At 30.7% G+C, this 16,239-nt stretch carries 10 protein-coding genes; all 10 read left to right on the top strand.

Annotated elements, in window-relative coordinates; translation table 11 throughout:
- The first annotated feature begins 1 nt into the window (after nt 1).
- The 10 genes from coaE (at nt 2) to VCM48_RS15085 (ending at nt 16,058) form a co-directional block, all read left to right on the top strand.
- Nucleotides 2-592, top strand: coding sequence for a dephospho-CoA kinase (gene coaE / locus VCM48_RS15130; protein ID WP_482271048.1), 591 nt, complete (start codon nt 2-4; stop codon nt 590-592).
- 109 nt (nt 593-701) lie between these two features.
- Nucleotides 702-2,267 (top strand): sensor histidine kinase, encoded by a 1,566-nt coding sequence (locus VCM48_RS15125; RefSeq protein ID WP_274641207.1) that lies wholly within the window; start codon nt 702-704, stop codon nt 2,265-2,267.
- Between the two features lie 11 nt (nt 2,268-2,278).
- Complete coding sequence (locus tag VCM48_RS15120) at nt 2,279-2,977, top strand: response regulator transcription factor (RefSeq protein ID WP_125068104.1); 699 nt, start codon at nt 2,279-2,281, stop codon at nt 2,975-2,977.
- A 126-nt stretch (nt 2,978-3,103) separates the two neighbouring features.
- Nucleotides 3,104-4,000 (top strand): ABC transporter ATP-binding protein, encoded by an 897-nt coding sequence (locus VCM48_RS15115; protein WP_274641206.1) that lies wholly within the window; start codon nt 3,104-3,106, stop codon nt 3,998-4,000.
- Nucleotides 4,001-4,009: 9 nt separating this feature from the next.
- Nucleotides 4,010-4,858: an ABC transporter permease gene (locus tag VCM48_RS15110; protein WP_274641205.1), complete on the top strand. Its 849-nt coding sequence runs from the start codon at nt 4,010-4,012 to the stop codon at nt 4,856-4,858.
- A 50-nt stretch (nt 4,859-4,908) separates the two neighbouring features.
- Nucleotides 4,909-7,758 carry a T9SS type B sorting domain-containing protein gene (locus VCM48_RS15105; protein WP_482271047.1) on the top strand — a complete coding sequence of 950 codons (2,850 nt, stop codon included), beginning with the start codon at nt 4,909-4,911 and terminating at the stop codon, nt 7,756-7,758.
- 10 nt (nt 7,759-7,768) lie between these two features.
- Entirely contained in the window at nt 7,769-10,381 is a 2,613-nt protein-coding gene (locus VCM48_RS15100) for a T9SS type B sorting domain-containing protein (RefSeq protein WP_482271046.1), read from the top strand.
- Nucleotides 10,382-10,462: 81 nt separating this feature from the next.
- Nucleotides 10,463-13,180, top strand: a complete 2,718-nt coding sequence (locus VCM48_RS15095; RefSeq protein WP_482271045.1) for a T9SS type B sorting domain-containing protein — start codon at nt 10,463-10,465, stop codon at nt 13,178-13,180.
- A gap of 37 nt (nt 13,181-13,217) precedes the next feature.
- Nucleotides 13,218-15,206, top strand: coding sequence for an excinuclease ABC subunit UvrB (uvrB, locus tag VCM48_RS15090; protein ID WP_482271044.1), 1,989 nt, complete (start codon nt 13,218-13,220; stop codon nt 15,204-15,206).
- A 99-nt stretch (nt 15,207-15,305) separates the two neighbouring features.
- Entirely contained in the window at nt 15,306-16,058 is a 753-nt protein-coding gene (locus tag VCM48_RS15085) for a hypothetical protein (protein ID WP_482271043.1), read from the top strand.
- The last annotated feature ends 181 nt before the right edge of the window (nt 16,059-16,239 follow it).

Raw genomic sequence — 16,239 nt, 5'->3', positions numbered from 1 at the left:
TATGGTAGTAGGTCTAACAGGTGGTATAGGTAGTGGAAAATCTACCATAGTTAAAATGTTTTCAGAGTTTGAAAATATTGCCATTTATATTGCTGATGATGAAGCTAAAAAAATAATGGTTACATCTCCAAAAATTAAAAACCAATTAATTGCCGAATTTGGCAAGCAAGTGTATATTGATAATGAGTTGAACAGACCCTACTTAGCTTCAATCGTTTTTAATAACAAAGAAAAGCTAACTATCCTTAACAACATTGTACATCCGGTTGTTAATGAGCATTTACAAAACTTTATAAAAAAAAACAGCAATAAAGAATATATCCTATATGAAAACGCAATTCTTTTTGAAAATGGAAGCGATTCTTTTTGCGATAAAATCATTACAGTTACCGCTCCTGAAAATATAAGAATTGATAGAGTTATGAAAAGAGATAACTCAACAATTAAAGATGTAAAAAATAGAATAAAAAATCAATGGAGTGAAACTAAAAAAACACTTCAATCTAACTACTTAATTGAAAACCTTACACTTACAAACTCAAAAGAACAAGTCTTAAAAATCCACAATTCTTTAACAAAAAAGATGCGTTAATTTACGCTTTGTTAATTCTTTCTGTTAAAATTATCTTAATTTTATAGTAACTTTGTTAATCTAAGTTAAAAGATTATACGCCTAAATTTTATTAATTTATTTTTGAATAATGGGTAAGAAAATTTTTATTCTCATTGTTGTTTTAATGAGTATTTCTTTGATAGGAATCATCTCTATTCAAGTGTATTGGATAAATGATGCTATTAAAAATAAAAAAGAACAATTTAAAAACAACGTAAAAATTGCTTTAGCTCGTACCTCTGAAAACATAAAAGAGAGAGAGTACCTAGAGTTTCAGCAAAATTATAAAGACTATTTTGAAAACGATAAGCTTAGAACTGAAGCTGAAATAACAACTTTTCTTTTTCAGCAAGTAGACACTGTAAGTAATAAAAAGTTTTCTTTTGGTAGTACTATTTTAGAAGAGAGTATAAAAATGCCCAATGAGTTCGTAGATAATGATTCCATCATTATAAAACGTTACTCGGGAAAAGAAGACATTTATTTTTCCCAAATAATAAAATCTGGAAGCAAAGATTTTAAGCCTTTTTTAGATGAAAGCCGCCACTCTTCTTTCAGAATATATAGTACATGGAATGACGAAGTAATGGAACATGCTTTTAGACGAAGTAAAGCAGTGTTTCCTATAAACCAAAGGATAAGTAATAAAGAATTAAGCAATACACTTACAGAAGAGTTTGCTAAGATGAATATTACACAAGACTTTAAATATGTTGTTTACGAAGACGGACTAGCAACACAGTTAAAGTCTGGATACTTTAACATACAACCAGAAGATATTAACTATCCGTTATTAGAAGATGAAAATGGAAATAGTAAATACAAGTTATATGTTAAATTTCCCAACGAGAAAAAGAATCTACTTTCAGGTATGATGAAAGTACTGATACTTTCTTTATTTTTTATAGGAATTATCATTGCTGCTTTTTCAACATCGTTGTATCAACTTATTCGTCAAAAAAAGATCTCTGAAATAAAAACTGACTTCATTAACAATATGACACATGAGTTTAAAACACCTATTGCTACTATTAACTTAGCATTAGATGCTATTAAAAACCCAAGAATCATATCTGATGAAGAAAAGGTTAAACGATATGTTCAAATGATTCGCGATGAAAACAAGCGAATGCATGGACAAGTAGAAAATGTATTACGAATTTCAAGACTAGAAAAGAACCAAATTGAAATTAGTAAGGATGCTGTAGATATGCACGACATAATTGAAGAGGCTATTGAACATATTCAACTTTTAACCGACGACAAAAATGGGAGTGTTACAACACATTTTGAAGCCATTTCTACAGAAGTTCTTGGAAATCAGTTTCATCTAACAAATGTTGTGGTTAACATGTTAGAAAACGCATTAAAATATTCAGAAAATGCACCAAAAATTGATGTATTTACTGAAAACACAAATAAATACTTTATCTTTAAGATAAAAGATGAAGGAATAGGAATGAGCAGAAACGCTCAAAAGTATGTGTTCGATAAGTTTTATAGAGAACATAAAGGGAATATACACAACGTAAAAGGTCATGGATTAGGCTTAGCTTATGTAAAAGAAATTATAGACAGCCACCAAGGTACCGTTTATGTTGAAAGTGAAAAAGGTAAAGGAAGCACATTTACAGTTAAATTACCATTAATATAAATTATTAAGAAATGGGGAGTAAAAAAATATTATTAGTAGAAGATGATCCTAATTTTGGAACAGTTCTGAAAGATTATTTAGCATTGAATGATTACAATGTTACACATGCTAAAGATGGAATAGACGGTTTGATTATGTTTAAAAATGCAGAATATGATTTATGTATTTTAGATGTAATGATGCCTCGTAAAGATGGTTTTTCTTTAGCTGAAGACATCCGTGCAACCAACAAAGAAATTCCTATCATCTTCTTAACTGCTAAAACGCTAAAAGAAGATGTTTTAAAAGGATACCAAGTAGGAGCTGATGATTATTTAAACAAACCTTTTGATTCAGAAGTTTTATTACATAAAATCAAAGCTATTTTACAACGTAAAGAAACTGAAAAAACGAATGATAGTGATGAGTTTGAATTTAAAATTGGGGCTTTTGACTTTAACTCTAAATTACGTCATTTAACATACAAAGGAGGTGAAGCTCAAAAACTTTCACCTAAAGAGAGTAAGCTTTTACGAATGTTAGCTATTCATAAAAACGACTTAATGCCTCGTGAATTAGCATTGACAAAAATATGGAGAGATGATAATTATTTTACCTCTCGTAGTATGGATGTTTACATTGCTAAACTTCGTAAATATTTAAAAAGTGATGAAAATGTTGAAATCTTAAACATTCACGGTGAAGGGTTTAGATTAATAGACAACAAATAAGACATACATACATTTTAATAACAGTAAAAGACTTCTTTAATTAAAGAAGTCTTTTCTTTTTTATACATTGTAACAATAATTTATATCAATCGTCAAATACATATAATCAACAAAAACCAAAATAGCTTGGAAACAATTTTATCAATTCAGAACCTCGATAAAAAATACGGAAAAGTTCATGCCGTAAATAATCTTTCTTTCGATATTCAAAAAGGAACTGTTTATGGAATTTTAGGACCTAACGGAAGTGGAAAGTCTACCACTTTAGGTATTATTTTAAATGTAGTAAATAAAACCTCTGGTAACTTTAGCTGGTTCAATGGAAAATTATCCACCCATGAAGCCCTAAAAAAAGTAGGAGCAATTATAGAACGTCCTAACTTCTACCCATACATGAGCGCTGTTCAAAACTTACAGTTAATTTGTAAAATTAAAGGAGTTTCATACGATAAAATTGAAGAAAAACTAAAAACTGTCAACCTTTACGAGCGTAGAAATAGTAAGTTTAAAACTTACTCTTTAGGAATGAAACAACGTTTAGCTATTGCTTCTGCATTACTAAATGACCCTGAGATTTTAATTTTAGATGAGCCTACAAATGGACTAGATCCTCAAGGAATACATGAAATTCGTCAAATAATTAAAGAAATTGCTAAAAATGGAACCACAATTTTATTAGCCTCTCACCTACTCGACGAGGTTGAAAAAGTATGTTCTCATGTAGTAGTAATAAGAAACGGAATAAAGTTATATAGTGGTAGAGTTGATGAAATGACTGCTTCTAATGGCTTTTTTGAACTTCAAGCAGACAATCAAGAAACACTTAAACAACTTTTAGAAAATCATTCAGCTATAGGAAGTATTAAAGAAGAAAATGGCGTTTTAATAGCTAGTCTAGCCTCAGAATTATCTGCTTCAGAAATCAATACGTTTTTATTTAATAAAGGAGTTTCTCTTTCTCATTTAGTAAAACGTAAACCTAGCTTAGAGCAACAATTCTTAGACCTAACCAACAACCAATAAACTTACATCATGTTACGACTTTTAAATATAGAAATTCATAAATTAAAATATAACAGAGCTAGTAAAGTTCTTTCAATTATATACTTCGCTTTATTAACCTCTATTGCTTTGATTGCTGCAATAAAGTTTGATATTGGTCCCATAAAATTTCATTTAGCTGAACAAGGAATTTTCAATTTCCCATATATATGGCACTTTAACACCTACATGGCAGCTATTTTTAAATTTTTCTTATTATTAGTTATCGTTTCTATGATGGCTAACGAGTATAGTTACAAAACTTTAAAACAAAATTTAATTGATGGCCTGAGTAAAAAAGAGTTTATCCTTTCAAAGTTTTATACAGTTATAGCTTTTGCTCTTATTTCTACCATTTTTGTTTTTGTTGTCTCATTAATTCTTGGAGCTATCTATTCTGACTTTAATGAAATTGCAATCATTTTTTCTGATCTAGATTATTTATTTGCTTTTTTCATTAAGCTTTTAGGTTTTTTCTCTTTTGGGTTATTTTTAGGAGTCTTAATTAAACGATCTGCCTTTGCTGTAGCTGCTATGATTGTTTGGTTAATTATTGAAAGTTTAATTAAAGGTTATTTATACTGGACATTTAGAAATGTAAAGACTGGTATTGATGAAGCTGTAAACTCAATCATGCAATTTTTTCCTCTAGAATCTATGGCTAATTTAATTAAAGAACCATTTACACGGTTAGGAGCAGTAAAATCAGTTGCTAACCAAATAGGAGAAAACTTTACTAAGGATTATTCAGTTAGTCTCTTTAACATAGCAATCGTGTTAATTTGGACAGCTATTTTTATTTATTCATCATATGCTTTGTTAAAAAAACGTGATTTATAGAGGGTTTTATGTAGTTTAGTTGTTTTATTTGTATAAATAATTTCATTTGAATGAAGAAACAACTACTTCTAGCGTTTTTTATTATTGTCTCTATATCTCTTTATAGTCAAAAAGAAGCAAATGTTTGGTATTTTGGGAACAATGCAGGGTTAGACTTTAACTCAGGTAATCCGGTAGCTTTAAATGACGGTTTATTAAGAACCGATGAAGGTTGTTCTTCCATTTCAGATGAAAATGGTAATCTATTGTTTTATTCAGACGGAATTAATGTTTGGACAAAAAACCATGAACTAATGCATTACTCTAACGGTAGTTTAGCTAATAATCTAGAAGGAAATCCATCAAGTTCACAATCTGGTTTAATTGTTCCAAACCCAGAAAATAAAAACATTTACTACATTTTTACAGTAGGTACAGATTTTATAGGTAACCTTCCTTACCCTGATAACCCAGGATTTAAGTTTTACACCATCGACATTTCTAAAGGAAATGGAGGCGAAGTTATTTCTGGACCTATTAACCTGTCTAATGGACGAGATAGAGAATGGTCTGAAAAAGTAACAGCTGTTCAAGGAAAGGACTGTAAAGAAATATGGATTTTATCTATCGTACAAGACACTTTTTATACCTATAAAATTGATATAAACGGAGTAGACTTTACAAATCCTGTCACATCATCTTCATCTTATTTTTTAAGAGATAAAAGAGGGTATTTAAAAGTATCTCCTGATGGAAAAAAAATAGCTTTAGCTGACTTTACAAATGACGAAAGTGGAAGATTAGTTTTATACGATTTTGATAATGCTACAGGTAAAGTATCTTCTAACGGACTAATTCTTACAGATGGCCCAACTGATGGTTCTCCTTATGGTGTTGAGTTCTCTCAAGAGTCTACAAAACTGTACGCTTCTTTATATCATGAAAATAGTAACTCTTTCAGAATTTTTCAATATAATCTATTAGATGCTAACATTGCACAAACCAAAACCCAGGTTCATCAAGAACAAGGCTACAGAGGTGCTTTACAACTAGCTCCTAATGGAAAAATTTATGCTTCTATTCCAGATAGGCGTTATTTAGGAGCCATAGAAAACCCAGAAGGTAATGCTGTTGACATTCAATTTACTTCAAATGCTGTAGATTTAGGAGGAGCAATATCTTCACAAGGGTTACCACCTTTTATTCAATCTTTTTTTGCTCCTGTAAAGTTAATCGACTTAAGTTCTAACGAAGTCTTAAACAATACTAATCAAGTTTTTTGTATTGGGGAAACGTATAATATAGTACCAGAAAAGAACAACCCTAACGACACGTATACTTGGTTTAAAGATGGAAAAGTAATAGCGAATACTAGGGCTCTAACAGTTGATTATACTAATTATGGTAGTGGTTTATATGAAATACAAATAGAATCAAACTCCTATTGTAAAAAAACATTCACTGGTAAAGTCCAAATAACATTTGAACCAAAACCAACAATTAATACGATTCAACCATACATACAATGTGATTTTGATAATACACCTATTGATGGTTTTACAACTTTTAACCTTGAAGTACTAGAAAATGCTTTAGTAAATAACCTTTCCGAAGTTACAATTGAGTTTTTTGAAACATCTGACACTAATTTTTCTTCACCTATTAACAAAAATAACTACACAAATTTAGTGGCTATAAATCACTCTATTATAGTTAGAGTTACTAATAACACAACAAAATGTTATCAAACTGACTTAATTAACTTACAGGTAAACCCTACTGGGTTAACTAGATATAGTGATGAATACATTCATGAATTAGATCAAAACGCATCTAACCCTGATGCTAAATTTAGCATTGGTACTAATAACGATTTTCTTGACTTCTCTTTGAAGACACAACAAATAATTAATAATTCAGGAGGTTCGTTATCTGAAGTTACTCACGATTTTCAATATTATAGAACAACAGAAGATGCTGCCCTACAAACAAACCAAATTATACCTCCTTACGAAGATGATTTATTTACCAATAATTCGGATGTATATGTTAGAATTTCAAATAAGGGAGCTGCATCTTGTGAATCTGTTGGTAACTTTAAAATTTTTGTAGAAAAAATTCCAGTTCCTCAAGGAAACCTTAATGACATTATTTTATGTGTTGATAACCCAAGGTTAAATCCTCAACCAAATACAGTTGCATTAAATGCCGATACAGGAAATGCTATAGACACTTACAAATGGTATCTAAACGGAAGTATAATTTCAGGTGAAAACTCTTCAGTTCTAAACGCAAGCTCTACAGGTGAATATAAAGTTGAAGCCTATAGAACTCATCCAAACATCAATTCCCCTTTTATGGGATATAATACATTTTTTGTTAAAGAATCTAACCAAGCATTGATTGTAAATATTAAATCAGTAGACGATCAAGATAATCCAGACAGTAATAGAATTGAAATTACTGTTGATGGGTTAGGAGACTACGAATACGCTTTAAATAGTACAAATCTCAGTGATTTTGTCAAAGGAGATGAAAACCTTACATACACTTTTGCTAATATTCCACCTGGACTAAACTCAATTTCTATTAGAGACAGAAATGGATGTGGAGTTACTACATCTAACAAAATTTCAATTATCTATTTTCAACGTCATTTTACTCCAAATGGAGATGGACATTTTGATACTTGGAAAGTTTTAGGAGTTAATAATGATTATTATGATGTTATTAAAGTTCAAATTTTTAATCGCTTTGGAAAAATAATTAGTGAAATTACCGACAAAAATCATCCAGGATGGAATGGCATATATAATGGAACTACATTACCTTCAAACGACTATTGGTATAATGCTGAGTTAATTGATTCTAATGGAAAAGTGAGAAAAAAAACAGGGCATTTCTCTTTACTAAAAAAATAAATTACACGCTATGAAAAAGTTAATCATACTAAGTTTATTATTTGCTTGTGCACCAGTATTTACTCAAAATGATTGTTCTGATGCAATTGTTGTATGTGGTAATAGTGGCTTTCAAAACTTAAATGCTACTGGGGTAGGTGTTCAAGAACTTTCAGGTTCTAATACCTGTTCTAGTCAGGAAAATAATAGTTTATGGATTAAAATTAAAATTGACCAAGGAGGAACATTAGGCTTCACCTTAACTCCAACTAACCCTGATGGCAGTCATAATACTGATATTAACATCGATTTTGACTTTTTTATCTTTGGCCCAAATGTAAGTTGTGGAAACATCGGTCAAGCCATACGCTGTTCTACTACAAACCCAGCAGCAAGTAACCAAGGAAATAACCTAACAGGTATTAAAGCATCTGAAACAGATGTCTCTGAAGGTCCAGGTGCACTAGGTAATAGTTTTGTTAGTTCTTTAAACGTTAATGATAATGATTCTTATTTTCTTGTTATTGATAGACCTATAGGCAGCAGTAGTTTTAAAATTGATTGGACTGGTAGTGCTACTTTTAACAAGCCTCCAACAATCAATCTTCCGACAGTTGGTCAATCGTACGATTTGCAAGAATGTGACAGTGATGGTACTTTCGATAATAGTACTAATTTTGACCTAACTGCCAATGACAACCTAATATTAAATAGTCAAACAGATATTAAAATTAGCTATCATTTGAGTAATAATGATGCTCAAACTAACACAAACCCTATTCCAAATCCAAATACCTTTAAAAACACAAGTAATCCTCAAAAAATTTTTATACGGTTAACAAATATAAGCTCTGAATGTTTTTCTGTAACCGATTTTAATGTTATCGTAAATAATAATGTAAACATCACTCAACCTATTAACTATATTGTCTGTGACGATATCAATAGTGGAAGTAACACAGATGGTTTATACAGTTCTTTTCTACTATCTTCTAAAGACAATGAAGTTTTAGGAACTTTAGATCCAAATACACATACTGTGAATTACTATTTAAGCCTTAATGAGGCTCAAAATAATTTAAACTCTATAAACAAAAACACTTTTTTTACTAATACTAAAAAAAACTCTCAAGAAATTTTTATTAGAGTAGAAAACAACTTCGGATGCCTAAATACCTCTACTAGTTTTAATTTAGAGATAAATCCTACTCCTGATTTTATTCCAATACAGCCATATCAACAATGTGATTTTGATAGCAATCCTACTGACGGAATTACGACATTTAATTTGGAAAGTAAAGTAGCTGAAATATCAAATAACAATACAAATGTGACTGTTCTCTTTTTTAAAAATCAAACTGATTTTGACAATAACATATCAATAACATCACCACAAAACTACACTAACACTTCACCTTTCAACCAAACACTACTTGTAAAAATTATAAATAATACAACACAGTGTTTTAATACAGGAAGCATAGATTTAACTGTTAATTCATCTGGTCTAGATACTTTTGACGACATGTATTCATGTGAATTAGACATTAATGCCTCAAATCCTAATGCTATCCAAAGTATAGGCAGTCAAAATGCTTTTTTTGATTTTGATACAAAAAGAAGTGATATTATTACTAAATCTAATGGAGCTTTAACAACCGCTACACATTCTATTGAATTTTACAAAACAGCTAGCGACGCTTCTTTACAAATAAATAAAATTCTACCTCCATACGACGACGATTTATTTACTAATGATTCAGAAATATTTGTAAGAATTATATCCAAAACCAATAATGCTTGTGAAAGTGTAGGAAAATTTAACCTACATGTTGAAAATCTTCCTATACCTCAAGGCAATTTAAACGATATCATTTTATGTATAGACAACCCAAGATCTAGCCCTCAACCACATACAGTTCCTTTAAATGCCTATACTGGAAATCCAACAGATACTTACAAGTGGTATTTAAACGGTAGTTTACTCGCTGGAGAAACATTAGCAATTCACAACGCTAATACTGAAGGAGAATACAAAGTTGAAGTTTATAGGAGTCACCTTAATATCTCTGAAGATTGTATGGGGTATAATACCTTTTTTGTAAAAGAATCGAATCACGCATTAATTGTTAACATACAATCTGTCGATGATCAAGATAACCCTCTTAACAATAAAATTGATATTGTAATAGACGGAATAGGCGACTATGAATATGCTTTAAACAGTATCGATCTTAGCGATTTTGTGAAAGGCACTAAAAACCTCTCATATACTTTTACGGATATTCCTCCAGGACTAAACACCATTTCAATTAGAGATAGAAATGGTTGTGGTGTCGTTACTTCTGATAAAATTTCTACCATATATTTTCAACGTCACTTTACTCCTAACGGAGACGGACATTTTGATACTTGGAAAGTTTTAGGGATTGATAACGATTATTATGATGTTGTTAAAGTTCAAATTTTTAATCGTTTTGGAAAACTAATTAATGAAATTACAAATAAAAACAACTCTGGATGGAATGGGCTTTACAATGGTACTATTCTACCTTCAAACGATTATTGGTACAATGCTAAATTAATTGATAAAAATGGTAGAACCCGAAAAAAGACAGGGCATTTTTCTTTACTGAGGAAATAACTCCCTTCTTTTAAAAAAAACTTTAACATATAAATTCCATAGTTTTCCCTAAATTGCAGGTTAAGAAACAATTAACTAGCTATGGATAAATTATTCTTTTTACTGTTATGTTTTTTCTCCTTTTTTTGTTTTTCCCAAAGAGAAGCAGATAACTGGTTATTCGGAAACAATGCAGGACTCACCTTTAATAAAGGTATAGTTAACATTCGTGAAGATAGTCAAATGGTAACTCCAGCTGGATGTACGTCTATCTCTGACTCACAAGGAAAACTCCTGTTTTATTCAGACGGTAAAACAATTTGGAATAAAAAACATCAAATCATAGAAGGAGGAGATAGTTTAGGTGATAAAAAAGAATTGTTTCAAAACTCCTTAATAATACCTAAACCAAACTCTAATGAAGTTTATTACTTTTTATACATGAAAAGTACTTTACCAAAAGGAACCTTTGCTCTTTTTTTAGCAGAGATAGAAATATCTGTAAACTTTCCTGATGGAGTTGTCAAACGAAAAAATGCTTTAGTTAAAAACCTTACTACAGAAAGGTTAACCGCTGTTCATCACAAAGATGGAAAGTCAATTTGGGTTATAACCTTGAATAGAGGCTCTTCACTTGATTCTCCTATAGAGAATATTTCTGCTTTTAAAATTGATGAGACAGGATTAATTAGACCTCAAGTAAACAATACTATTGAAGAGCCTATCAATGCTATTGGTGCTATGAAGGTTTCACCTGATGGTAGCAAACTAGCTATTACAGATTATAACAGCTCTTATATTTATGTTTATAACTTTGATAATTCAACAGGTAATGTTAGTTTCTTACAAAGAATTTTTACAGATATAGCTCTTTTATCACCAACTTACCCATATGGTGTTGAATTCTCTCCAAACTCTAAAATACTATATTATACTGCAAGACAAAGAACTGACTCCAGTATTTTAGTTCAATACCTTTTTGAAAGCCCTTTTCCTTCCAACCCCATATATGATAAAAAGACTCCTATTTTTGAATCGTATGACTATTCTTTTGGTTCTTTACAGTTGGCTAGTAATGGAAAAATATATGTTACTACATATGATAAAAAAAATCCCGTAGATGAAATTAACAACTTATCCCCTCTTAAAAACATTGGTTTTATAAACTCTCCCAATAAATATAAACTTGAATCTGATTATAAAAACATGGCTATTCAACTTAATCAAAGTGAATCTATTAAAGGCCTTCCTATTTTTATTCAATCTTACTTTAGAAATAGAATTATTACTGAAAATCAATGTGTTTTTGACTCGTTTGACTTTAATCTAGATTCTTACGCTCCTATAAACAGCGTAGTGTGGGATTTTGGAGACGGGAACTCTAGTACTGAAATAGCTCCTAAACATACATACACAATTTCTGGTGAATATACTGTAACAGCTACGATCAATATTAATAACAAAAATATTCCCCTCTACAAAAGAGTTACTGTATTTCCAGCACCTAAATTAATCCCCAATCAAGAAATTGTTCAGTGTGATGATGATAATGATGGTGTAAATTTATTTAATTTATATACTATTACTGATAAGATATCTAATGACAATACACATACCTATAAATTTTATAGAAGTTTAATCGACGCTCAAAATAACACAAATCAAATATCTGATCCTGAAAACTTCTATAACGAAACTAATCCACAAACTATTTACACAAAGGCCACTTCTATAAATGGTTGCTCTGATATCGAAAGCTTTTCTATTGAAGCATTATTTAGACCTGCACTTATTATTAATCCTATAACTGTTTGTAGAGATTCTGAAAATAGTACAGATGAAAATAAGGGGTCATTTGATTTAAGAGTTAAAAGAAGTCAAATAATAAGTGATTTAGGTTTAAGTAAACTTGAAAAAGTATCTTTTTTCTCTTCCTTAGATAACGCTAAAAAATCAATTGCTCCTCTTCCTTTTGAATATATTTCAGGTTCTACTACTATTTGGGTAAAAATAGAAAATGAAAACGGATGCTTTGGTATATCTCCTATTGATTTAATTGTTAATCATCCTCAAATTAATTTACAAGACAATTATACTATTTGCATTAGTCCTTCTGAGCATCCTCCTGTTGTCTTAAATGCAGATGCTTCAAACGATCGGTTTGAATGGAAAGATGAAAATAATAATACCATTAGCACCAGTAATAATTTTCCCTTAACTAGAGAAGGAACGTTTTCTTTAACCACATACAAAACAGTAAACAGTGTAGAATGTGCTAACACTAAAAAATTTACCGTTAACTACCCTCCCCCTCCTAATATTTTAAACGTCGAAGTAAATGTTCAAAGCGAAACCGACAACAGTGTTTATATTAGTATTGATGGTGATAGTAGTTATGAATTTTCTTTAGATGATACTACTTATGTTGGAAGTGGGACTTATCACTCTTTTAACAATGTACAACCTGGTATTGCCACTATTTACATAAGAGACCTTAACAAATGCGAAAGTCCTACTAAAGCCTCTGCTAGCATAATTGGCTACCCTAAGTTTTTAACTCCCAATGCCGATGGATTCAACGATTATTGGAAAGTTTATGGAGTTAGCTCTAACTTCTTTAAAGAAATAGATATTAAAATATTTAATCGCTTTGGTAAAATTCTATACGTCATAAACGATAATAACTCAGAATTTGGTTGGGATGGAACTTATAACAATATTAAACTTCCTTCTAACGACTACTGGTTCCATGCCAAACTAAAAGATCTTAACGATAATATAATTGATAAAAAAGGGCATTTTACACTCAGAAGAAATTAAAATTCATCACATAAATAACTATCCGTATTTTTGTTGAATGAACTTTGAATTAAACTCAGAATTTAAACCAACGGGGGATCAACCTCAAGCAATTAAGCAACTCTCAAATGGTATTTTAGCAGATGAAAAGTACCAAACACTTTTGGGTGTTACAGGGTCTGGTAAAACGTTTTCAGTTGCCAATGTTGTAGCTGAAGTTAACCGTCCAACATTAGTATTGGCTCATAACAAAACCTTAGCTGCTCAATTGTATTCTGAGTTCAAGCAGTTCTTCCCAAACAATGCTGTAGAGTATTTCGTTTCATATTATGATTACTACCAACCGGAAGCTTATATTCCTGTAACAGGAACGTATATTGAGAAAGATTTATCCATAAATGATGAAATAGAACGTTTACGAATTAGCACCTCTTCTTCCCTACTTTCAGGACGTCGAGATGTGTTAGTAGTAGCCTCGGTATCTTGTTTGTATGGTATTGGAAATCCGACTGAGTTCAAAAAAAATGTCATCACCATTGAAGTTGATCAACAAATTTCTCGTACCAAATTTTTACATCGCTTAGTAACAAGTTTATATGCACGTACTGAAGTTGAAGTAAAAAGCGGAACGTTTAAAGTAAAAGGTGATGTAGTTACAATTTATCCATCTTATGGAGATAACGGATATAGAGTTCACTTTTTTGGAGATGAAATAGAAGAGATAGAAACCTTCGATATTGAAACTAACGAAGTTATTACCCGATTAGAAAAACTCAATATTTATCCTGCAAACCTTTTTGTAACCTCTCCAGATATACTACAAAACGCCATTCATCAAATTCAGGAGGATATGGTAAAACAGGTAGATTATTTTAAAGAAATAGGAAAACATTTAGAAGCAAAACGTTTACAAGAGCGCACTGAGTTTGACTTAGAGATGATTCGTGAGTTAGGCTATTGCTCTGGAATTGAAAACTACTCTCGTTATTTAGACGGACGAGAAGCAGGTACGCGTCCTTTCTGTTTGTTAGATTATTTTCCTGATGACTACTTGATGGTGATTGATGAAAGTCATGTTACTGTACCACAAGTTCACGCGATGTATGGCGGAGATAGAAGTCGTAAAGAAAACTTGGTAGAGTACGGATTCCGTTTACCTGCTGCAATGGATAACCGTCCATTAAAATTTGAAGAGTTCGAAGCTTTACAAAACCAAGTAATCTACGTTTCTGCAACACCAGCAGACTACGAGCTACAAAAAACAGAAGGTTTATTTGTAGAACAAGTTATTAGACCAACAGGACTATTAGATCCTGAAATTGAAATCCGTCCGAGTTTAAATCAAATAGATGATTTAATTGAAGAAATTCAAGTGCGTGTAGAAAAAGATGAACGTACTTTAGTTACAACCTTAACAAAACGTATGGCTGAAGAATTAGCTAAATACTTAACTAGAATTCAAGTACGTTGCCGTTATATACACTCAGATGTAGACACCTTAGAACGCGTAGAAATTATGCAAGATTTACGTAAAGGATTGTTTGATGTATTGATTGGAGTAAATCTACTTCGTGAAGGATTAGACTTACCAGAAGTTTCCTTAGTCGCTATTTTAGATGCTGACAAAGAAGGTTTTTTACGTTCACACCGTTCGTTAACACAAACCGTAGGTCGTGCTGCACGTAACGTAAATGGTAAGGCAATTATGTATGCGGACAAAATTACGAATAGCATGCAACTCACTATTGATGAGACCAATCGCAGACGTGAAAAGCAAATTAATTACAATACTGCTCATGGAATTACTCCAACACAGATCAATAAAAAGATAGACAATACGCTTTCTAAAAATGCAATTACCTCCTATCATTATGATAATGTGGCGCAAAAAGCTGCCGAACAAGAGTTGGAATACCTACCTAAGCAAGAAATAGAAAAACGTATTCGTACCAAACGTAAGCAAATGGAAGAAGCTGCCAAAGCTTTAGACTTTTTAGTTGCAGCACAATTACGTGATGAGATTGAAGTTTTGAAAGAAAATTTGTAATTTACAAGTATTTATTATCATAATAATTCAAAAACATTGTAAAAAGCCAAAAACTGTTTGGTGTAATTTATGAAAAATAAAATACGATACTTTACATTAATGGCAATAATGCTTGGAACTATATTAATTAATCAAGCTATTATACAATATTTTCTTTTTGATAAAAAAAATGACTCTCATTTAATAGATATCGGTGGTAAACAAAGAATGTTAAGCCAACGTATTAATCAACTTTCTTTTCGAAATGTTATCTTACAAAATGACAATCGTGATCAGTTAATTTCAACTTTAAATAATTGGAAAACTGCTCAATTAGCTATCATGAATGGAAGTGAAGACTTAAAAACTTCAAAAATTACTAATAGAGATACATATTCAAAATTAAATACTGGACTTAAAATAATTAACAACACCGATTCTATTATTAGAAAAGGAAATCTAAACAATGCTTCATTAATACTTATAAATAAAAATGTCGATGAGTTTTTACCTTTAATGGAAAGTATTGTTGTTGATTTAACAGAAATAACAGATCAAAAACTTTCAAATATTGTCATAATAGAAATCGTATTAGCTCTTATAACTATAATTATAATTTTTGTAGAGTTTCAATTGATTATAAAACCCTCTTATAATAAAATAGTATCTCAAAATAACAGATTACGAGAAATTGCTTGGAAACAATCTCATGAAGTACGAAAACCAATTGCTACTATACTAGGAATCTCAAATGCTATACAAAATAACGCATCGATGTCTGCTGAAGAAAAAAATAAATGTTTAAGCTATTTATTTGAAGCAACAGACGAATTAGACCAAGTTATTAATGAAATAGTAAATAAAACAAATTAAACAATTAATAGAAGCTACAAGAGTTTTAAACTTTTTTAGTTGCTGCCCAAATGCGAAATGAAATTATTTTTTTTTAAAGAAAAACTAAATTCGTTACCGAACTATATCAATCATTAAAACAAAGGATACTCTAACCAATAGTGAAACAAAAAAACCTCACTGTAACAGTGAGGTTTTTTTA

The organism is Tenacibaculum sp. DPLXC6 (assembly GCF_056815515.1).
The sequence above is the reverse complement of the archived record's forward strand: the minus strand, read 5'-3'. Positions and strand labels throughout refer to the sequence as shown.